This is a genomic window from Lactobacillus sp. ESL0679 (assembly GCF_029433515.1).
In the GTDB taxonomy this organism is placed as follows: domain Bacteria; phylum Bacillota; class Bacilli; order Lactobacillales; family Lactobacillaceae; genus Lactobacillus.
Genome location: NZ_JAQTIG010000004.1, coordinates 63,464 through 83,638 on the forward strand (window position 1 = coordinate 63,464; position 20,175 = coordinate 83,638).

General features: G+C 40.1%; 19 protein-coding genes and 1 pseudogene. 16 read left to right on the plus strand and 4 right to left on the minus strand.

Going from position 1 to position 20,175, the window contains the following annotated elements; all coding sequences use genetic code 11:
* Window positions 1–6: 6 nt before the first annotated feature.
* Together PT287_RS06105 and PT287_RS06110 are read left to right on the plus strand one after the other, a co-directional pair.
* Window positions 7–1,440 carry an aryl-sulfate sulfotransferase gene (locus tag PT287_RS06105; RefSeq protein WP_277133471.1) on the plus strand — a complete coding sequence of 478 codons (1,434 nt, stop codon included), beginning with the start codon at window positions 7–9 and terminating at the stop codon, window positions 1,438–1,440.
* Between the two features lie 562 nt (window positions 1,441–2,002).
* Window positions 2,003–2,392: pseudogene (locus PT287_RS06110) on the plus strand (transposase).
* 502 nt (window positions 2,393–2,894) lie between these two features.
* Here PT287_RS06110 and PT287_RS06115 read toward each other — a convergent pair.
* The 3 genes from PT287_RS06115 to PT287_RS06125 form a co-directional block, all read right to left on the minus strand.
* A complete protein-coding gene (locus tag PT287_RS06115; protein ID WP_277133473.1) occupies window positions 2,895–3,485 on the minus strand; it encodes a DJ-1/PfpI family protein in 591 nt (196 codons plus the stop codon).
* Window positions 3,486–3,870: 385 nt separating this feature from the next.
* Entirely contained in the window at window positions 3,871–4,839 is a 969-nt protein-coding gene (gene yidC / locus PT287_RS06120; RefSeq protein WP_277133475.1) for a membrane protein insertase YidC, read from the minus strand.
* Window positions 4,840–4,872: 33 nt separating this feature from the next.
* Complete coding sequence (locus PT287_RS06125; protein ID WP_277133477.1) at window positions 4,873–5,205, minus strand: acylphosphatase; 333 nt, start codon at window positions 5,203–5,205, stop codon at window positions 4,873–4,875.
* 94 nt (window positions 5,206–5,299) lie between these two features.
* On the opposite strand from PT287_RS06125, the gene PT287_RS06130 reads away from it, so the two are divergent.
* The 5 genes from PT287_RS06130 (at window position 5,300) to greA (ending at window position 10,811) form a co-directional block, all read left to right on the plus strand.
* Window positions 5,300–6,067, plus strand: coding sequence for an RNA methyltransferase (locus PT287_RS06130; protein ID WP_277133479.1), 768 nt, complete (start codon window positions 5,300–5,302; stop codon window positions 6,065–6,067).
* An 84-nt stretch (window positions 6,068–6,151) separates the two neighbouring features.
* Window positions 6,152–6,502 carry a helix-turn-helix domain-containing protein gene (locus PT287_RS06135; protein WP_277133480.1) on the plus strand — a complete coding sequence of 117 codons (351 nt, stop codon included), beginning with the start codon at window positions 6,152–6,154 and terminating at the stop codon, window positions 6,500–6,502.
* 292 nt (window positions 6,503–6,794) lie between these two features.
* Complete coding sequence (gene pheS / locus PT287_RS06140; RefSeq protein WP_277133482.1) at window positions 6,795–7,844, plus strand: phenylalanine--tRNA ligase subunit alpha; 1,050 nt, start codon at window positions 6,795–6,797, stop codon at window positions 7,842–7,844.
* Window positions 7,844–10,261: a phenylalanine--tRNA ligase subunit beta gene (gene pheT, locus PT287_RS06145; protein WP_277133484.1), complete on the plus strand. Its 2,418-nt coding sequence runs from the start codon at window positions 7,844–7,846 to the stop codon at window positions 10,259–10,261. Before pheS ends, pheT begins: the two co-directional genes overlap by 1 nt.
* 73 nt (window positions 10,262–10,334) lie before the next feature.
* Complete coding sequence (greA, locus tag PT287_RS06150; protein WP_277133485.1) at window positions 10,335–10,811, plus strand: transcription elongation factor GreA; 477 nt, start codon at window positions 10,335–10,337, stop codon at window positions 10,809–10,811.
* A gap of 57 nt (window positions 10,812–10,868) precedes the next feature.
* Here the strand turns inward: greA and PT287_RS06155 are convergent, their stop codons facing one another.
* Complete coding sequence (locus PT287_RS06155) at window positions 10,869–11,780, minus strand: BadF/BadG/BcrA/BcrD ATPase family protein (protein WP_277133486.1); 912 nt, start codon at window positions 11,778–11,780, stop codon at window positions 10,869–10,871.
* A 227-nt stretch (window positions 11,781–12,007) separates the two neighbouring features.
* Here PT287_RS06155 and PT287_RS06160 point away from each other — a divergent pair, with 227 nt between their 5' ends.
* The 9 genes from PT287_RS06160 to glnA all read left to right on the plus strand — a co-directional run bounded on the left by PT287_RS06160 (window position 12,008) and on the right by glnA (window position 20,061).
* Window positions 12,008–14,101: a penicillin-binding protein 2 gene (locus PT287_RS06160; RefSeq protein ID WP_277133488.1), complete on the plus strand. Its 2,094-nt coding sequence runs from the start codon at window positions 12,008–12,010 to the stop codon at window positions 14,099–14,101.
* A gap of 84 nt (window positions 14,102–14,185) precedes the next feature.
* Complete coding sequence (gene rpmG / locus PT287_RS06165; protein ID WP_003548272.1) at window positions 14,186–14,335, plus strand: 50S ribosomal protein L33; 150 nt, start codon at window positions 14,186–14,188, stop codon at window positions 14,333–14,335.
* Between the two features lie 55 nt (window positions 14,336–14,390).
* Window positions 14,391–14,954 carry a 5-formyltetrahydrofolate cyclo-ligase gene (locus tag PT287_RS06170; protein ID WP_277133491.1) on the plus strand — a complete coding sequence of 188 codons (564 nt, stop codon included), beginning with the start codon at window positions 14,391–14,393 and terminating at the stop codon, window positions 14,952–14,954.
* An 18-nt stretch (window positions 14,955–14,972) separates the two neighbouring features.
* The gene (locus PT287_RS06175; RefSeq protein ID WP_277133492.1) at window positions 14,973–15,650 is read left to right on the plus strand and encodes a rhomboid family intramembrane serine protease; all 678 of its coding nucleotides are present in this window, start codon (window positions 14,973–14,975) and stop codon (window positions 15,648–15,650) included.
* Window positions 15,650–15,868 carry a YqgQ family protein gene (locus PT287_RS06180; protein ID WP_277133494.1) on the plus strand — a complete coding sequence of 73 codons (219 nt, stop codon included), beginning with the start codon at window positions 15,650–15,652 and terminating at the stop codon, window positions 15,866–15,868. The genes PT287_RS06175 and PT287_RS06180 overlap by 1 nt, the downstream gene beginning before the upstream one ends.
* Window positions 15,869–15,923: 55 nt before the next feature.
* Window positions 15,924–16,328 (plus strand): rhodanese-like domain-containing protein, encoded by a 405-nt coding sequence (locus PT287_RS06185; RefSeq protein WP_277133496.1) that lies wholly within the window; start codon window positions 15,924–15,926, stop codon window positions 16,326–16,328.
* Window positions 16,329–16,398: 70 nt separating this feature from the next.
* Window positions 16,399–17,319 (plus strand): tRNA (adenosine(37)-N6)-dimethylallyltransferase MiaA, encoded by a 921-nt coding sequence (miaA, locus tag PT287_RS06190; protein WP_277133498.1) that lies wholly within the window; start codon window positions 16,399–16,401, stop codon window positions 17,317–17,319.
* The gene (locus PT287_RS06195; protein WP_277133500.1) at window positions 17,312–18,559 is read left to right on the plus strand and encodes a methionine gamma-lyase family protein; all 1,248 of its coding nucleotides are present in this window, start codon (window positions 17,312–17,314) and stop codon (window positions 18,557–18,559) included. Before miaA ends, PT287_RS06195 begins: the two co-directional genes overlap by 8 nt.
* A 164-nt stretch (window positions 18,560–18,723) precedes the next feature.
* Window positions 18,724–20,061: a type I glutamate--ammonia ligase gene (gene glnA, locus PT287_RS06200; RefSeq protein WP_277133502.1), complete on the plus strand. Its 1,338-nt coding sequence runs from the start codon at window positions 18,724–18,726 to the stop codon at window positions 20,059–20,061.
* Window positions 20,062–20,175: the final 114 nt, after the last annotated feature.

Consider the following 20,175-nt stretch of genomic DNA (forward strand, 5'->3'; position numbering starts at 1 on the left):
TTTATCATGGGTAGAAATGTTTTTCCAACAGGAACGGTGATGTTCGATCCTGCTAAGACGTGGAATGGCTATACTTTATTTAACGCTGGCGGCGTTGGTGCTGTGTTAATTGATATGTCTGGGAAGGTAGTCCATCAGTGGCGCGGGTTGCAGGGCTTTCCTAACAAAATGATTCCTGGTGGTAAAATCTTCGGTTCGCTCAGATGTCGCAATCGCTTGGATGCCTACCAAGATTATGCTGATGTAACCGAGGTTGATTGGAATGGTAATGTAATCTGGAGTTTTAATCATAACCAAGAAGTAACGGATCGGGATTGCGGCAAAACTTGGGTCGCTAGGCAACACCATGACTATCAAATTGAAGGTAACTCAGTTGGCTATTTTGTCCCAGGTCAAACTGTTAAAGATGATTTCAACAAAGTATTATTGTTGACGCATAACAATGTTAAAAAGCCTAAGATTTCACCACAACCCTTACTTGAAGAAGTTTTATTAGAAATTGACCGTAGTGGAAAAAAACTCTGGTCGTGGCACATAACAGACCACTTCAATGAATTTCATTTATCTAATTTGCAAAAGAATGCTATTTTTCGAGACCCAAATATTCATGAGGACAGCTTTAATGGGGAGGGTGAAGGTGACCTGTTCCATGTTAATTGTGCTAGTTATTTAGGACCAAACCATTGGTTTGACGAAGGCGATGTCCGTTTTAAGCCGGATAACATTATAATGGATTCTCGTGAAGCCAATATTATGTGGATTATTGATCATGAAGCTGGCAAAATTGTCTGGCAGATTGGTCCAGACTATACCACAAGCACTGCTTTACAAAAATTGGGGCCGTTAATTGGGATGCATCACACACATATGATTCCGCAGGGCTTGCCTGGAGCTGGTAATATTTTGGTCTTCAATAACGGTGGCTGGGCCGGCTATGGTGCTCCCAATCAGACTTCAAGTACAGGGGCAAAAACTAGTCGTATTGACACTTCACGGGTAATTGAATTCAACCCAGTAACTTTGGCAGTCGTTTGGTCATTTGGCGCAACTGATATTGCCGATAGCCATACTCCCTTTCATCGTCATCATTTCTATTCGCCGCTTGTCAGCAGCGCTCAACGTTTACCCAACGGTAACACGTTAATTGATGAGGGAACAGAGGGACGTTTTTTAGAGGTAACACAGGATAAGGAAATCGTCTGGGAGTATGTTTATCCTAACCTAGGTGACGGGCTGATTTTTCGGGCTTATCGAATTCCTTACGACTGGATTCCACAGCTAACTAGGGAAGATGCCCTGCAGGCAGTTATTCCTCCAGAAAATGCTAATTTCCAGCTTCTGGGAGCAGCCGATCCAAGTTTATCGGCAGATAGTGCCGTCATAGTTGCCCAAGCAGATGGTTATAACGCAACGCCAGCTAAGTTTAACGATGAAATTTAATGACATAATAAATAAGCAACAGGTTAATTTTAACCTGTTGCTTATTTTTGCAATATAGTGACAATTGCGCTACTAGATTATAGCGGCTGCACACTTTTTCTTGTTGATGATATCTTGTAATGTTCTTTAACAGGATATTTTTTACAGGCCATAGCCTCCTATTTATTTCCTAATACCACTCAAGAAAGATTGAAGCTTTTCTATGTCCTCTATTGATAATTATTCTATTAAATTTTTACTAGTTATTATGCTTCTGATCATTTTGATAAAATCTTAGTTACCAAACTCGCTCTGCCTCTAAGCACATGGCCCAACTATCAAACTGCTTTGATCCACAACGGTCATTACATCTCTCGTCTTCATTATCTTACTTTAAATACTTCTAAACCACTTCAAATTGAATTCCATAAACAGCAACTATACTGCTACAGTTATCATCATTCTTTTATGGCTAATGGTTCCTTAGTTGACAAGTTCTGCTTTATCTCTAATCCAGTTAAGCAAAAAGTAATTCACGATTTAACCGCTGATCGTTCACTAACAAAAATTGTACAAGTTAACAATGTCCCTACCAACACTGTTTTATGTACTTTTACTAGATTTAAAAAAGTTGCCACAGGTTGATGACTATGATTACTTACCGGAACACATTGACGTTGATGAATTTCGTGGTGTTGGTCGGCATTTGCACTTTATTTGTGTTAATGATGACACGCATGAGATGATTAAAATTTTACCAACTCACTTAAAAAAAGATATTACTGCCTTTTTTGAAAAATTTCCCTTGTTAGTCAGAAGTAAAGTTAAGACTATTACTATGGATCTAAGTGCTTATTAGCAAGACCTAGCTTATGCATTTGCCCCTAATGCTGAAATTATTATTGATCGTTTTCATATTGTACAGATGCTTAATCATTCCTTTAATCAATTGCGGGTACAAACAATGAAATGAAACAGTTTAAACATTTCGACGCCGTTATATCTTGCTTAAATGCCACAGAAAGTCATATTTAAAACCATATGAACAATTAGAAGCTAAACACCTCAAGTACTACCAGCACTTAGAAGAGCAGCTGACTCAAGAACAGATCGTTGAAGAAGGCTTATGCATTAATTCTAAATTACATGCAACTTATAACTTAATGCAAGAAACGCAATCTTCAAGCTGTTCTTAATGCAGTTGTTTCTAAATATTCCAATGGCTGTGTTGAAGGTACTAATCGGAGAATTAAACAAATTTGACGAACAGTTTATAGTTGTTGAAATTTTTATAATATAGTTGCTAGAATTATGTTAAAAGCTAAGGCTGTCATTCTAAAAGAAAACACTTTAAGCATAACTGCTTAAAGTGCATTCAACTCGTTATTTATCTTCATTAACAGGATTTGACAAAGAGCCCAACAATTTAGTTGTAGGCTGTTTGTCATTTTACCTAATTAAAATTTTGCAATGTCTTAGACAAACGGATTGCCATACTTTTCACAGTATTTATAAAATCCCAAACGATACAAATCAATATCACGTGTAACCTGTTCATTATCTTTAAATTTAATCATTTGCAAAACTTGCTCCGTAAATTTAAGCGGCGCAGTGCCATTCGCAGTAACTAAATTACGACAGCAAACAGCATCTTCAGAAACAAAGTCAGTGCCATTTTTATACTCGGCGAAATTTTGCCATAAATATTGCGCATTTCCTGTATGCTTATAACCCGTCAGCAAACCATTTTCTGCAAGATAATCAACCGCACCACAAATAGCAGCAACGCTTTTGCCAGTTATCAATCTTCTTGCAATAACCTCTTTAAGTTGATCATTCTTTATCGTCCAAGAATTACCGCCAATTAGGATCAATAACTCGCAATCTGACGGAATATCTGCAATTTTATCTGTAATTTTAGTTCTTATACCACCAATTGACGTTACTTCCGCAGTAGTTGAAGCCGTTTTAATTTCCCAATCAGAACTTTGATTTAATTGACTTGAAAGGTATGCGCCTTCCCAATCCGCATACTCATCAAGCATAACAAAAATAGCTTGTTTCATATAATTTCCTCTTTCAGTAAACTCATATAAGTATATCAAAATTAAGCAAAGTTTTCTATTGCTATAATTATATATACATACTAATTGATTGCAATATCACCGTCGTCGGTTGTCAAATGATTACTGCTATCTCCTGCGTAAATATTATTAGAAATCATATTTAAAACTTTATAACAAGTTAGAAGTTGTGTTACCAGCATTTAAAAGATTGTCCGACAAACAGCGTATGGTTATCGAAACTTTTCTAATATAGCAGCTAGAATTATGTTAAAAGCTAAGGCTGTCATTCTAAAAGAAAACACTTTAAGCATAACTGCTTAAAGTGCATTCAACTCGCTATTTATCTTCATCAGCAGGATTTGACAAAGATCCATTATAGCCATACTTAATGATTACGGTGTTGTTTACCTTGATTGCGATTACGCAAATTTTCATGCAATTCTTTAGTTTGTTTGTTGATTACTGGAGCAGCCGTCTTTTGCTCAATTAATTCCGCAACTTTAGCAGGTGTGACAATTTCTTTAATCGGTTCACGCTTTAATTCCTCGTCAACATTCTTTTTAACGCGAGGCATAATGATAAATGTGACAATTACTTGCTGGATAATGGTAAAGAAGTTACCCGCAGCCCAATATAGCGCAACTGAACCGGAAACAGACATGGAAATAAATAGGGTCATGATTGGGTTAAGCAGCATCATTGACTGCATTTGTTTCTTCTGTTCCTTAGGAATCCCAATTAATGAAATATAACCTTGAATAAACGCAAAGATAGTACCGATAATCGCCATCAGCATGGATTTATCACTAAGCGAAATTGTAAAGAAAGTCGAATTTGCCAGTGTCTTGGAATACATTACCGCTTGGTAAATTCCGATCATGATTGGGAACTGGATAATCAGTGGTAAGCAGCCCATGCCGCCTGTTAACGATAAGTTATTTTGTGAATATAATTGCCGCTGCCAGTTGGCCAAAGTCATTTGTTGGTCTTGAGTTAGATCCTTCTTCTTCATTGCGTCTTGGATTAACTTCATCTGTGGCTGCAACCGCGCCATTTTTTCTTGTTGGGTTGTTGATTTCTTTTGCTGGTTTAACATTAATGGCAATAAAATCATCCGCACGACCAAAGTCATTAAAATAATGGCCCAGCCAGCGCCGTTTGCCCCACCGATAATGGCGTAGCAGCGCAACATGATGTTCTGCAAGGGTTTACCAATAAAGCTGTAGATCCAGCCGTAGATGCCGCTTGACGGCGGCGTATTCAATGCATTGCCGTTTTGCGCACAACCAGTCACAATTAACATGACTGCTAGTGTTAAAGCAGCCAAACCAAGATATTTACGATATTTTTTCATTCAATTCACCACATTATTATTTTTTGTCAACATCTAATATAATACATGAAAACCGTGTATTTTGCCCGTATTTGTCAGTTTTTCTTTTTTAATTTTAGTTATTTTAGCAAATTGTGAAATACTGTGAGGCAATTCTTGGCAAAATTGGTTAACATGATTGAGGTCGGTTTGCAGTACAATAGTTACTGTTTGGTCCAAGTTATTATGAACAGACCCAGTCAGTTGCATTTTGTCAGCCAAGACCTGGACGCTCCAGCGAAAGCCGACACCTTGCACAATGCCAGAAACGGTAAGTGCCCAAGTTTCCTGATTGGAATCGGCAGAATTATGATGTTTAGGGTGGTTATTTCTGTTAAAAAAGCCCATAATTAGTCCTTTCTACAAGTTATATACTTGATTTTACCATTTTTAAAATTGAATAGTTTACATTAAAATAGGGTCAGAGAAAGAGGTTTTAGCAATGGAACAAATTAGTTCGGTAAACAATAAGTTAATTAAGGATTTAGCTAAATTAAAGCAAAAAAAATATCGTGAGGAAACAGGATTATACTTAATCGAAGGCTTTCACTTAGTTGAGGAAGCAATTAAGGCAAGCCGCAAGTACGTCTATTTATTAGGGACGCAAGAAGCCTTAAATACAGTCGAGGCTGAAGATGAAGTCGATTTGACAGCTATAAATGTTATTTTGATTAACTCTGCAATCGTGCGCCACTTATCGAGTACTAAAAATTCTCAAGATATTTTTATGGTTTTGAAAATTGCACAGCCGAAAGATTATCCGTTTAATTATGGTAAGTGGGTTTTGCTTGACCAGTTGGCTGACCCGGGTAATGTCGGCACAATTATTAGAACCGCTGATGCCGCCGGCTTTGACGGTGTGATTTTGTCACCAAATAGTGTTGATTTATACAATCCGAAAACGCAGCGAGCAATGCAAGGTAGCCAATTCCACATTAACTTGATTGTGACTGACTTGCCTGCAGCAATTGCCTCACTAAGAAATAACGGCATTCCTGTTTATGCCAGTATGTTAGACCGCACGGCTAAACAGCTGCCGGACTTTGCCCCAGTGTCGCAATTGGGCTTAGTGATCGGTAACGAAGCTCATGGTGTTAGTTCAGCAGTGGCACAAGCTAGTGACGAAAAATTGTACATTCCGATTAAGGGTCAAGCTGAATCATTAAATGCAGCAGTTGCAGCAGGAATTATGATTTATCATTTTGCTTAGAGACTAAGAGTAGGTACTTGTTTTTAGTAAGTGAATTAATTATAATAGTTGTCGAGAACAGAAATCGATAACGGAGGAATTGCTATGAGTCACAAAGGAAAATTTAAACAAAACAATGGTTGTCAGGCTTTAACTTATGAAACTTGCCCACATTTTATTAATGCATTTCAGATCATTGGTAAGAAGTGGAATGGCCTGATTATCAGTTCCTTGTGTGATACGAACTATATGCGTTTCAAAGACCTAGCAAATTGCGTTTCTGCTTGCTCCGACCGGGTTTTAGTTGAACGACTAAAAGAATTAGAAAAAGAAAAAATTGTTAAGCGTTCAGTCGATGAAAAAACTAAAATTATTTCATACGGCTTAACGAAAAAAGGTGCAGAATTGCAGCCGGTTTTTGACCAAATTCACGAATGGGCCGATAACTGGGTCTAAAAGTAAAATTTTACTTGCAACTTGTAGACAAAAGAATTATTCTAATAGTTAATTACTAATGAGCAAGACTAGTAACAGCAATTGTTTAGTCAGAGAGACCTTTTTATTGAGCTGAAAGAAGGGTCTAAATGGAACTGCGAATTTCATCTTGCCAGTAGAATCTAATCAATTCCGGTATTCACCGTTATCGAAAACTTGAGTGTGGACTTTTTATAGTCCAAACTAGGGTGGTACCGCGTAGCTTCGTCCCTTTTTTTGGGGACGGAGCTTTTTTATTTGAAAGGACAAGTTTATGGACTTATTTGATCGGTTAAAAGAACTCCGCGATAAAGGCCTCGCTGAAATTGACAAGGCAGAAAGCGAAGAAAAGTTAAATGATGTTCGGGTAAAATTAGTCGGCCGTAAAGGTGAACTGACTGAAATTTTGCACTCGATGAAGGATGTAGCGCCAGAAAATAGACGTGAAATTGGTCAACGAGTAAACAAATTGCGTGATTTGTTTAATGACAAGTTAGATGATGCTAAGACTGAGATTGTTAAGGCACTTGTTGAAGAACGTCTTGAAAAAGAAAAGATTGATGTGACTTTGCCGGGTCGGGAAAACCACATTGGTTCAGAGCACCCGATTAATATTATTTTGGATGATCTTGAAAAGTACTTCATTGGCATGGGTTACCAGGTGGTTCAGGGTCCGGAAATCGAAACAGACCATTACTGTTTTGAGATGATGAATTTACCTAAAGATCACCCAGCTCGTGATATGCAGGCAACATTCTATGTTGATCCTGAAGATTTATTGCGTTCACAAACTTCGGGTGACCAAGCTCGTGTTCTAGAAAAGCACGACTTTTCTAAGGGACCATTAAAGATGGTCGGACCTGGTAAGGTTTATCGCCGCGATGACGATGATGCGACACACTCACACCAATTCATGCAAATGGAAGGGTTAGTTATTGACAAGAACGTGACGATGGGTGACCTTAAGGGTACCTTGGAATTGCTCACCAGACATATTTTTGGCGAAGACCGTGAAACGCGTTTGCGGCCAAGCTACTTCCCATTTACTGAACCATCAGTTGAAATGGATGTTTCCTGCTTCAACTGTGATGGCAAGGGCTGTGCAATTTGTAAATACACCGGCTGGATTGAAGTCTTAGGTGCCGGAATGGTTCACCCGAATGTTTTAGAAAATGCCGGTATTGACTCAAGCGTCTATGGTGGCTTTGCTTTTGGTGTCGGTTTGGATCGGTTCGCGATTTTGAAATATGGGATTGATGATATTCGCGACTTTTACACAAATGACGTACGTTTCTTAGAGCAATTCCGTAAGGAGGAAAGATAATGCTAGTTTCATATAATTGGCTACAAGATTTTCTAAAATTAGATCAAGATCCTAAACAATTAGGCGAAAAAATCACGCGCACAGGTGTTGAAGTTGCTGAAGTTAAGCACCCAGAAGAAGGATTGAAAAAGTTGGTCATTGGTCGCATTATTGACTGCAAACCAATTGAAGGGACCCACCTTAATGTAACTCACGTTGATGTTGGTGAAGATGAGCCTCATCAAATTGTCTGTGGTGCACCAAATGTTGCTGCTGGCGAAGATGTTGTTGTTGCCTTACCTGGTGCCCGGATTGCTGATAACGTCAAGATTAAAAAAGGTAAGATGCGTGGCTATGAATCCAACGGTATGATTTGTGGTTTACAAGAAATTGGCTTCGCTGATAATTTAGTTCCTGAAAAATATACTGATGGCATTTACGTTTTTCCTGAAGATGCTGATGTTAAGCCGGGTCAAGATGCTTATGAACCATTGGGAATGGATGACTACATTTTTGACTTTGACATTACCCCTAACCGAGCAGACACCTTATCAATGGAAGGTTCTGCATACGAGGTCGGCGCAATTGTTGACGAGCCTGTTAACGTTGAAGATGTAACTTTGAAGGCTGATGGTCCTGATTGGACAAATGATTTTACTGTTGAAGTTGATCCTAAATTAGCGCCTAAATTTTACTTACGCAAAGTAACTGGCGTTAAAATCGCTGACAGTCCTTTATGGATGCAAAAGCGGTTATGGAATGCAGGTATTCGGCCAATTAACAATGTTGTTGACGTGACTAACTACATGATGCTGCTGACTGGTCAACCGATGCATACTTACGATGCTCGGGCCTTTAAGAGTGGCAAGTTGGTTGTGCGCAAGGCTAATAAGGGTGAAAAGCTAGTCCTACTTAACAATAAGGACGTTGATCTTGATCCAAACGATATTGTAATTACTGATGGCGATCGAGTTGTGATGATGGCTGGAGTAATGGGTGGTCTTAATTCAGAAATTGAAGATGATACCACCGATGTTATCTTGGAATCAGCTATTTTTGACCCAACTTTAATTAGAAAAGCAGCCTTGCGCCACGCTAACAGAACCGAAGCATCAAGCAGATATGAAAAGGGCGTTAACTGGGATGCTACCATGCGTGCACTTGATATGGCAGCATTGCTACTTAGAAATAATGCCCAAGCAACAATTGCTGAAGGTGTCATTAAAGCTAGCGATGAGTCACGTGAACCAGTTGTAATTAAGACAACTGCTTCATACATTAACAAGACTTTGGGTACTGAAATTTCCGGTGCTGAAATCTTGCATATTTTTGCTCGGTTAAACTTCAAAGCCGAACTTGATGGTGATAATTTAACTGTTGATGTACCAGCAAGACGTTGGGACATTGCTATTCCTGCGGACTTGGTTGAAGAAGTTGGTCGGTTATACGGCTATGATAATATCAAGTCAACTCAACCTGTTTTGGCAGAACCCCACGGTGGCTACTCTAAAGAAGAAACAGTTTTAAGGCGGATTAAAAAGGTCGCTCAGGGTCAAGGCTTAATCGAAGCCATTTCATATTCATTGACGTCACCAGTTAAGGCACTAGCCTTTACTAAGGAACCTAAAGAAGTTGTTGAAGTGCAAATGCCGCTGAACTCAAGTCGTTCAACTTTAAGACAAAACTTGTTGACAGGGTTAGTTGATGCTGCCAGCTATAATATGGCGCGCAAGCAAAATCAATTGGCACTGTACGAGCAAGGTCGTGTTTATGACCATGAGGGTGGTACTTACAATGAACATGAGCACTTAGCAGCACTTTACAGCGGCAATACTTACTTTGCTAACTGGCAACATGAAAATGAAAAGATCGACTTCTATTACGTTAAGGGACAATTAACTAACTTATTGTTAGCAATTGGTATTGACTTAAGCGAAGTTGAATACAAGGCGGAAGTCGTAGTGGGCTTGCACCCAACTAGAACTGCTGGAATTTACATTAAAGGTAAGTATGTTGGCTTAATCGGGATGATTGCTCATACTATTACTATGGCTGATAAGGCGCTTAATGGTGCAGAAATTTACGGTTACGAATTAAATCTGGATGAAATCATTCCGATGATTATTGAGCCGAAGACAGTTTCAACCCCAGCACCAAAATTCCCTGCAATTGAGCGTGACCTGTCAATTTTGGTTGGCGAAGATGTTACTAACCAACAAATTGAAGATAGCATTAGAGCCAATGGTGGTAAGTACTTGCGCAGTTTACGCGTAATTGACGTTTACCAAGGCACTCATATTGATAAAGATAAGAAGAGCTTGGCTTACAACCTAACATTCTTGAACGAAAAGGATACTTTGACCGACGAAATTGTCACTAAGGCAATGGATGCAATTATGGCTGATTTGGAAGATAAACTTAGCGCAAAAATTCGTTAGAGGTTGACTTTGTGCTGGGAAATTAATATCATAGACCATTGCAAAGAAAATTTAACTTTAAGGAGTACATTTTATGCCTGAAAAATCATATCCAATGACTGCTGAAGGAAAAGAAAAACTTGAAGCAGAACTTAAAAATTTAAAAGTTGTTAAGCGTCCAGAAGTAATCGAGCGAATTAAGGTTGCCCGCTCATACGGTGACTTATCCGAAAACTCCGAGTATGATGCTGCTAAGGATGAACAGAGTCACCTTGAGGATCGGATTAGCGTTGTCGAAGAAATGCTGAAGTATGCTCACGTTGTTGATGCTAATGCTACCAACCCTGACGAAGTAGCTGTTGGTAAGACAGTTACTTATACCGAAGTTGGTGAGGACGATCCAGAAACATATACCATTGTTGGTAGTGATGAATCCGACCCACTAAACGGTAAGATTTCTAATGATTCACCAATCGCCCAAGCCATTTTAGGCAAGAAGAAGGGGGATCAGGTAACTATTTTGACACCTGGTGGCAAGTTTGAAATTGTCATTAACAAGGTAGAAGAATAATTGCAATTAAAAAGCAGTTCGTAAGAACTGCTTTTTTGTTGAGTAAAATTTATTTGTTTAATTTGTAAAGTGACGGTAATCACTGCTCTTGTCAAAGACAACACCGCGGGCGTTTTCACCATTTGAAATTGAAAATTCAGCTTGTGGATATTTCGAGTGTACCTTGTCTTCTAAAAAGCCCCGCAGCATTGCATTATTAGCCAAAACAGAACCGGTTAAAGCTACCTTCATTGGTTTAGGAGCTTCATAGCGATCCATGCCGATAATAATATCGCGGGCCAGTAATTCAGCCTGCTCCTTAATAACTGCGATTGCATTTGCATTGCCTTCATCGGCAAGTTTGGCAACTTCGACAGCCATTGAGGCAACTTCTGGATTAGTCATTTGATAAAATTTGGCGGTTCCGTCAACGATATTATCAACTTCGAAGATGCGGTTAAACATAGTAATTAAGGCATTATCTTCGCGTTTGTCCCAACTGAGCAGGGCCGCTTTTAAGGCAGATAAGGCAATTGCATAACCTGATCCTTCGTCACCTAGTGTTGCACCATAGCCACCAGTGGTGATGATATGCCCTTTTTGCAAACCATTGAAGACTGAGCCAGTCCCCGCAATTACAAGGCCGCCGTCTGCACCTTCAAGACCGTTATACAGGGCAAGAAGGGAATCGGTAATCGCGCGGGTCGGTAAATTACCAACTTTGCTAGAGATTGCGGCAGCAACTTGCGGTGCGTTACCGATGACGGATAATCCTGCCATGCCACACAAAATTCGCTGGCAATCGCCATCGATTTGATTAAGTAACTGGTTAATTGCATTGCTAATATTAATAATGGCGTTATCGTAGTCAGTATTAACTTGGCCAGCTCCAGCTTCAGCGCGTTCAAGTTCTTGTCCATGCATGTCGTATGCAATCGCTGTGGTATGTGTTCCACCGGCATCAACGCCGATTTGATATGTAAGTGTCATAAAATTTTCTCCTTTTTTAGACTGGTTTATAATCTTAATTTTATTACAAAGATTAACAAGACAGAAGCAAATTATAAAATTATGTTAGCGGTAACTAAATTGTTGAAGGCAAGTAGACGATAATTTCATGGTTAATCTTTTAAAATTTTACCAAAGCTATGGTCTAGTGATAGAATTGGCGTCTGCTTTTTGTTAAAATAACTCTAGTTTAGAGAGGTTTGAATTAAGTGAAATATTCTAAAAAAGATCGCGGAGCTGCTAATGTGAAGAATCAATCATCGACACCACTCAGAATGAAAATTATCTTGGGTATTATTTTTGTTCTATTTGCGACGTTGATTGGTCAATTAGCATATTTGCAGCTAGGTTACGGTTCACGCTTTAAGGCCGAAGTGCAGAAGTCTAATTCTGCTGTGGTATCAAGTCAGGTGCCGCGCGGGGTTATGTATGATAGCAAGGGCCGCGTCTTAGTCGGCAACAAGGCGCAAAATGCTATTACTTATACCAAAAGTGCTTCAACTACGGCCGATCAGGTGTATTCCATCGCCAATGCCTTAAGTTATTACATTCGACTTAATGATGAAAAGCCGACGGAGCAGCAGGTAATTGATTATTATCTTGGTAATAAGACTAACAGTGCTAAGGAAACAGCCAAGGTACCTAAGGTGGTGCGCAATACCGAAGACGAAGAGTTAATTAATAACGCCATTAATAATCAGGTGCGCAAAGAGCACGTGAAATTGACGACACGTGAAAAGACCGCGGCTTTGATTTATAACAAAATATCGGGTGCTTATACGCTGTCAACGATTTATATTAAAAATCAGGGCTTAACTGATAAGGAAATTGCGGAAGTCGGTGAACACCTGTCTAGTTTACCAGGAGTTGGCATCGGGACTGACTGGCAACGTTCATATCCTAATGGGTCGTCCATTCAAAGTATCATTGGTTCGGTTTCAACTGAAAAGGCCGGTTTGCCGAGCGATAATTTACAATATTATTTAACTAATGGTTATTCGCGCAATGACCGAGTAGGGACATCATATCTTGAAGAAGAATATGAGCCACTGTTAAGGGGAACTAAGTCGACTAGCAAGGTATGGACTAAGTCTGATGGTAATATTGAGCAAACTAAGTCCGTTTATTCAGGTCAGGCCGGAGCTAGTTTGGTATTGACCCTTGATGCTAAGTACCAAAAAGAGGTGCAGAACGCACTCAAGCAGACTTACGCTGCAGCGATTGGGTCAGGTGCAGCGCACTATTCTAATGGTGCATACGCTGTGGCAATGAATCCGCAGACTGGTGCTTTGCTTGCTGTTGCGGGGATTAGTCGTGATCCTAATAAAAATAAGACGGTTGACAATGCCTTAGGTGCAATTAACCAGACTTACGTTATGGGTTCTGTTGTCAAGGGGGCAATGGTCGGTGGCGGCCTAATAAATAAGGTAATTACGCCTACTAGCAACACTTTGCCTGATACGCCAATTTACTTGCCAGGTTCTCCGATTAAGAAATCAGTTTATCCAGTTGGAACTTTTGGTGCGCTTGACGCGCAAACAGCTCTGGAAGTATCAAGTAATATTTACATGATGCACTTAGCAATGAATTGGGTTCATGCTAAATATGTGCCTAAGCAATTTATTAGCATGCCTGATAATGCTTTTAGCACGTTGCGGCGCAATTTTAACATGTTTGGTCTTGGACAAAAGACTGGCGTTGATTTACCCGGTGAATCCGCGGGAATTCAAGGTAAATCGTTTAACGCTCAGGGGCAAATTTTGTCTGGGTCCGTTCTTGACTTGGCATATGGTAACTACGACGCGTACACGCCGATTCAATTGGCACAGTATGTTTCAACAATTGCTAATGGTGGCTATCGTCTGCAGCCGTATGTTGTGCAATCAGTGGGTCGCACGGCAAGTAATGGTAAAAAAGTCTACATTGACTATAACAAAAAGCCTAATGTGCAGTTGCGGATTCCATGGACGACTGATGAGTTAAGTGTCATTCATCAAGGATTTTGGCGCGTTGTTCATGGGACTAATGCGTGGGGCACTGCTCATAAGCTGAAGAACGTTAAGCCGTCAATTTCAGGTAAATCTGGGACGGCCCAAACGTTCTACTATGATCCTGATCACCCCAACCAGAAGAATCCACCGGAATTAATTAACGCGACCTTTGTTGGCTATGCACCGTCGAATAATCCTAAATTAGCAGTTGCGGTTGTCTTTCCGGGATTAGACCCAGATTTGGAAGGCTCTTACACCTTGCAAATGGCTAAAGCAATGGTTCAAGACTACTTTAAATTGCATAAAAATTAGAAATTTGAGGATAACTCTGGTAAAAGTCTTTAAAAAATGCTATCATAATTCAGTCAGAATAATAAATTGTAGGTGGTGAAAGAAATGGCAGATAACATCATTTTGGAATGCACCGAATGTGGCGATAGAAGTTACTTATCTAAGAAAAACAAGCGTAAGCATCCGGAACGTTTAAGTTTGAAGAAGTATTGCCCTGTTGAAAGACGCGCAACTCTTCATCGTGAAACTAAGTAATAAACAATATGGCAGGGGCATGTGTTCCTGCTATTTTTTGTAGTGAAAGAAATCTATGAACAAAAAAGATTTACGGCAGAAACAAATAAGTCGTTTGCAGGATTTTGCGGCAACTGAACAAAAAGAGCAGGAGGACCGCCAGCTGTTAGCAAAAATAATGGCTTGGGATGGACTTAAAAATAGCCAAACGATTGGTGTGACTTCCTCATTAGCTTATGAAGTTGATACCTCGCGCTTAATTGCTTTACTCTGGGATCAGGGCAAAGACGTCTACTTGGCTAAAGCCAATAATAATTCGGAACATTCACAAGATTTTCTGTATTATAGCTATATGATTAAGCTGACTGCGTCGAAGTTTGGTGTAATGGAAGTTAATGATCCAAGTGCCAAGGTCAACAATGATTTGGATTTGATTATTGTTCCTGGACTTGCATTTGCGGAAGATACGCACCAGCGACTTGGCTTTGGTGGCGGTTATTATGATCGCTTCCTGGCAAAGCACAAGCGGGCTAAGACTGTTGCTCTAGCAAATTCACAAATGATTTTTAATACGACTGAATGGGATGTTGAGCAGACGGATATTCCAATCCAAACGCTAATTACTCCCAGCATAGTCTGATAAATTAGCGAGGCAATTATGCAAAAGCAAAGTTTTAAAGATAGTTACATGACGTGGATCATTTTAATTGTTTTGTTTGTGGTCTTTTTAATGGAAACCGCCTTGGGTGGTTCACAGAATACCGCTGTTTTAATAAAAATGGGCGCGATGAGCAATTATGCCGTAGTTGCGGGTGGTCAATGGTGGCGCTTGTTTACGGCGCAATTCTTGCATATGGGAATTATGCATATTGTTTCAAACGCCGTGATGATTTATTATCTCGGCGTCTACATGGAACAGATTTTAGGTCATTGGCGCTTTTTAGCAGTTTACTTGTTATCGGGAATTGGTGGCAACCTATTGAGTTTGGCTCTTGGCAGCGACCAAGCAATTAGCGCTGGTGCTTCGACCGCACTTTTTGGCCTAATGGGTGCAATGACGGCAATTGGTTTGCGTAATCGCGATAATCCGGTTCTTGTTTATTTGGGCAAACAGGCGCTGTGGCTTGCCATAATCAATATTGTTCTTGACCTGTTTGACACTAATATTGATATTCAGGGCCATATTGGTGGGCTAGTTACAGGACTTTTGTTAGCAATTATTTTAGGTGATCGCGCTTTGCAAAAATATTCTACTAAGTGGCGCATAGTTGCTTTATGCGTTCTAATTGTCTATCTAGTTGCTACTGTTAGAATGGGTATGGTTATCAGATTCTAATGAAGACCTTGTATGATGTTCAGCAGCTCCTTGAAAAATATGGTGTCTTGGTGCACGTTGGTAAGCGCATTTGGGACATTGAGCTGATGGCCCTTGAACTTGACAATATTAACCGTTCGCGCTTAATTGACAAGCATGATTATCTGGTTGCCAAGATGATTTTGCGGCGTGAGCACGAGTATGAAGAACGCAAAGAAAAAGAAAAGCATAGAAGCTAGAATAATTTAGTAGTAGAATTATTCTTATAAGTTTATTTAGAAAAGAGTTTAACCGATGTCAACTTTTTTAATTATTTTGGATGTTGTATTAGTAGCTATCATTCTGGCTTTTGTTGCAGTTTGGTTGTGGAATAAGTTCCAGACTAAGCGTCTCGGTAGCGGCGATTTAACTAATGAAGAATTTAATCAGGGAATGAGAAAGGCGCAAATCGTTGATTTACGTGAAAAAGCACCATTTAAGAGAAAGCATATCGATGGTGCGCGTAACTTGCCTTATACTACCCTGAAATACCAATATGGTGAGCTGAGAGCCGATTTACCGGTGTATTTGTACTCTGATTCATTAACCGTAACTTTAAGAGCTGCTAGATTTTTGCAAAAGAAGCATTTTACTTCGATTAAATGGCTCAAAAACGGTTTTGATGAGTGGAATGGTCGCACAAAAACATCTAAATATTAATTAGGAGAACATGTTTGGAGCATTTGCGCAAACGTGTTTTTTGCTTTTATAACGAAAAAGGATATTCGAGATGCAAAAAGTACTAGCAATTGTCGGACCGACAGCGATTGGAAAGACTGGTTTAGCCATCAAATTAGCCCAAAAATTGAATGGTGAGATTGTTTCTGGCGATTCGATGCAGGTCTATCGCGAAGTAGCAATTGGAACGGCAAAGGCAACACCTCAGGAGCAAGCGCAAGTTAAGCATTATTTGGTTGACACGCAATCGGTCTTTGAACCGTATTCGGTTAAGGATTTTGTCACCCAGGCCCAATTAGCAATTAATGCAATTGCGGCTAAGGGTAAGTTACCGCTACTAGTTGGTGGGACCGGCTTTTATGTGAATGCCTTGCTTAACCAGATGCAGCTGGGTGAAAAAGATGAGCATGAGACGGCAATTACGGCTAAATGGCAAGATTTTTTAGACCAAAATGGGCCAGAATCATTGTGGCAAGAGCTAAACAAGCGAGATGCAGATGCTGCTAGCAAAATCCCTGTGGCCAACTCCCGGCGCACTTTACGAGCGCTAACTGTAATTGAGCGGACAGGGCAAAAATTTTCCCAGCAGCAATCTAAAATTGAACCGCGCTATGATTATTTAATTGTTGGTTTAAATTCCGAACGAGAGGAAATCTACCGCCGGATTAATTTGCGAGTTGACCAAATGATGGCTCAAGGGATGCTTGAGGAAGCCGAATTTGTTTACCAAAACCGCGAACGCGAACACCAAATCTTGCAGGCAATCGGCTATAAGGAGTTTTTCCCATATTTTAAAGAAGAACAAGGCTTGCTTGATTGTGTTGAGCAGCTAAAGACAGCTTCGCGGCGGTATGCGAAGCGGCAATTGACGTATTTTCGTCATCAATTGCCATGTCACTGGTTTGACCCGTTAAATGACCAAAATTGTATTACAGAAATAGAAGAGAAAGTTGAGGAATGGCTTCATGAATAATTGGCCAGAAAAATTACAAGAAATTGTTAAGGAAGTTGACGCTCAAATTGCGCCACAGCTTGCTAAGATTGATGATAATGTTTTGTATAATCAGAATAAAGTGTTGCAAGCATTTAAGGATAAGGCAGTAGCAGAAGCTGATTTGCTTGGAACGACTGGTTATGGTTCAGATGATTCGGGCCGTGATAAGCTAGACCGCATTTACGCGCAGATTTTCCATACTGAAGATGCGCTTGTGCGTTCTCAATTTGTGTCAGGTACACATACGATTGCTACGGCAATGGCGGGGAATTTGCTGCCAGGCGATGAATTAACCTATTTAACGGGAATGCCATACGACACTCTGCAACAAGTAATCGGCGTTGCTGGCGATGGGCGCGGCAGCTTAAAATCATACGGCGTTAAATTCTCGCACATTGATTTAAAGAACGGCGAGGTTGATTACGATGCTGCGCGCAAATTACTGAGCGAGCACCAGCCAAAGATGGTTGTCATTCAACGCTCACGCGGCTACGACACGCGGCAAAGTTTTACTGTTGCCAAGATTAAGCCAATGATTGCAATGATTCGCGAGGTTAGCCCCAAGAGTATCATTATGATTGACAATTGCTACGGTGAATTTTCCGAAAAGCATGAACCAACAGAATACGGTGCTGATTTGATGGCTGGCTCATTAATTAAAAATGCTGGTGGTGGCTTAGCCAAAATCGGTGGTTATGTTGTTGGTAAGCACGAACTAATCGAAAATACCGCGGCGCGTTTGACTGCTGGTGGTATTGGCCGCGAGGAAGGTGCCAGTTTAAATAACAACATTGATTACTTCGAAGGTCTCTTTATTGCGCCGAATACAACGGGTAATGCGATTAAGGGTGCAATTTATTCATCAGCGATTTTGGAAAAGATGGGTGAAGAAGTAACGCCAAAGTGGAACGAAGATCGAACTGACTTGATTCAGACCGTGATTTTCCATGATCAAGACAAAATGATTCGCTTTGCTAAAGCTCTGCAAGAGAACTCACCGGTTAATTCCTTTGTCGACCCAATTCCAAGCAATGATACGGGTTATGAAGATAAGGTAATCATGGCTGACGGTTCTTTTATTGAGGGTGCAAGCATTGAATTTTCTGGTGATGGTCCGATTCGGCCACCTTATGCCATTTACATGCAAGGTGGTTTGACATACGCCCACGTCAAAATTGCAATCACCAATGCGGTCAACGAATTGTTTTTTCGCAAGTAATTCTTAAAATAATTAAAAAAATGTTAAAGGTTGGCTCAAAACTACTAGACCACTTTGACTTTTAGACAAGAGTTTGCTATTGTGTTAGTCAGGTTTAGAGCAGAACGAGAAAATTTTTGCTAGGACCAGACCAATTACTGTATGATTTTTTATTAGGTGAAAAAATGGCAAAAACAATTACAGCAGATGATATTAGACAGAGCGTTGCTGATAATGACGTTCGCTTTTTAAGATTAGCATTTACGGACATCAACGGTACTTTGAAGGCCGTTGAGGTGCCAAATAGTCAACTTGAGAAGGTTTTAAGTAATGATATCCGTTTTGACGGTTCTTCAATCGATGGTTTTGTTCGCTTGGAAGAAAGCGATATGGTTTTGTACCCGGATTTCTCAACTTGGGCAGTATTGCCGTGGACTGACCGCCAAGGTGGTAAGATTGGTCGGCTGATTTGTTCAGTTCATACAACAGATGGTAAGCCATTTCCTGGTGATCCACGGAACAATTTAAAGCGTGTAGTTGAGCAGATGCGGACAATGGGCTTTTCTGATTTTGATATTGGTTTTGAAGCTGAATTCCACTTGTTGAAGTTAGATGAACATGGCGATTGGACCACGCAAGTGCCAGACCACGCTTCATACTTTGATATGACCTCAAATGATGAAAGTGCTAGCTGCCGCCGTGATATTGTTGAAACTCTCGAAAGCATTGGTTTTGAAGTTGAAGCTGCTCACCATGAAGTTGGTGATGGCCAACAAGAAATCGACTTTAGATTCGACGATGCGTTAACAACTGCTGACCGTGTTCAAACCTTTAAGATGGTTGTTCGTGAAGTTGCTAAAAAGCACAATTTGTTTGCGACATTTATGGCTAAGCCGCTTCAAGGCCAAGCTGGTAACGGGATGCACACTAATATGTCCTTGTTCAAAGATGGTAAGAATGCCTTTTATGACAAGAACAATAAGTTCCACCTGTCAGATACCGCACTTTACTTCTTAAATGGTATCTTGACACATGCCCGCGCAATTACTGCAGTTGGCAACCCGACTGTTAACTCATACAAACGGCTGATTCCAGGCTTTGAAGCACCAGTTTATATTTCTTGGGCTTCAAAGAACCGTTCACCAATGGTGCGGATTCCTTCAGCTGAAGAAATCAACACGCGTTTGGAAATGCGTTCTGCTGATCCAACTGCTAACCCATATCTTCTACTTGCAGCTTGTTTAGCTGCTGGACTTGATGGAATCAAGAAGGCAGAAATGCCAATGGCGCCAATTACTTCTAACGTATTTGAAATGAGCGAAGAAAAACGCGAAGAATTGGGAATTAAGCCATTGCCAGCAACTTTGCACAGCGCTATCAAGGCATTCAAGGCTGACAAGTTAATTCAAGATGCCTTGGGTGAACACCTTTCACACAGTTTTATTTCTTCTAAAGAATTGGAATGGGCACAATATACTCAGACCGTTTCTAACTGGGAAAGAAATAAGTATATGGGCTACTAAGTAAAAGATTAATTTATTAAACAGAATTGCTTGATTAATTTCAAGAGGTTCTGTTTTTTATTAATGCAAAAATAAAAGAATAGAACCATTAATTTAATTTGTTGTAAGTGATAA

What these genes read in the sequence shown, in the direction of transcription:
- rpmG (WP_003548272.1), top strand. Translation starts at nt 14,186, where the DNA reads ATGGCAGATAACATCATTTTGGAATGCACCGAATGTGGCGATAGAAGT.
- PT287_RS06180 (WP_277133494.1), top strand. Translation starts at nt 15,650, where the DNA reads ATGAAGACCTTGTATGATGTTCAGCAGCTCCTTGAAAAATATGGTGTC.
- glnA (WP_277133502.1), top strand. Translation starts at nt 18,724, where the DNA reads ATGGCAAAAACAATTACAGCAGATGATATTAGACAGAGCGTTGCTGAT.
- PT287_RS06115 (WP_277133473.1), bottom strand. Translation starts at nt 3,485, where the DNA reads ATGAAACAAGCTATTTTTGTTATGCTTGATGAGTATGCGGATTGGGAA.
- PT287_RS06125 (WP_277133477.1), bottom strand. Translation starts at nt 5,205, where the DNA reads ATGGGCTTTTTTAACAGAAATAACCACCCTAAACATCATAATTCTGCC.
- greA (WP_277133485.1), top strand. Translation starts at nt 10,335, where the DNA reads ATGCCTGAAAAATCATATCCAATGACTGCTGAAGGAAAAGAAAAACTT.
- miaA (WP_277133498.1), top strand. Translation starts at nt 16,399, where the DNA reads ATGCAAAAAGTACTAGCAATTGTCGGACCGACAGCGATTGGAAAGACT.
- PT287_RS06155 (WP_277133486.1), bottom strand. Translation starts at nt 11,780, where the DNA reads ATGACACTTACATATCAAATCGGCGTTGATGCCGGTGGAACACATACC.
- PT287_RS06185 (WP_277133496.1), top strand. Translation starts at nt 15,924, where the DNA reads ATGTCAACTTTTTTAATTATTTTGGATGTTGTATTAGTAGCTATCATT.
- PT287_RS06195 (WP_277133500.1), top strand. Translation starts at nt 17,312, where the DNA reads ATGAATAATTGGCCAGAAAAATTACAAGAAATTGTTAAGGAAGTTGAC.
- PT287_RS06130 (WP_277133479.1), top strand. Translation starts at nt 5,300, where the DNA reads ATGGAACAAATTAGTTCGGTAAACAATAAGTTAATTAAGGATTTAGCT.
- pheS (WP_277133482.1), top strand. Translation starts at nt 6,795, where the DNA reads ATGGACTTATTTGATCGGTTAAAAGAACTCCGCGATAAAGGCCTCGCT.
- pheT (WP_277133484.1), top strand. Translation starts at nt 7,844, where the DNA reads ATGCTAGTTTCATATAATTGGCTACAAGATTTTCTAAAATTAGATCAA.
- PT287_RS06135 (WP_277133480.1), top strand. Translation starts at nt 6,152, where the DNA reads ATGAGTCACAAAGGAAAATTTAAACAAAACAATGGTTGTCAGGCTTTA.
- yidC (WP_277133475.1), bottom strand. Translation starts at nt 4,839, where the DNA reads ATGAAAAAATATCGTAAATATCTTGGTTTGGCTGCTTTAACACTAGCA.
- PT287_RS06175 (WP_277133492.1), top strand. Translation starts at nt 14,973, where the DNA reads ATGCAAAAGCAAAGTTTTAAAGATAGTTACATGACGTGGATCATTTTA.
- PT287_RS06105 (WP_277133471.1), top strand. Translation starts at nt 7, where the DNA reads ATGGGTAGAAATGTTTTTCCAACAGGAACGGTGATGTTCGATCCTGCT.
- PT287_RS06170 (WP_277133491.1), top strand. Translation starts at nt 14,391, where the DNA reads ATGAACAAAAAAGATTTACGGCAGAAACAAATAAGTCGTTTGCAGGAT.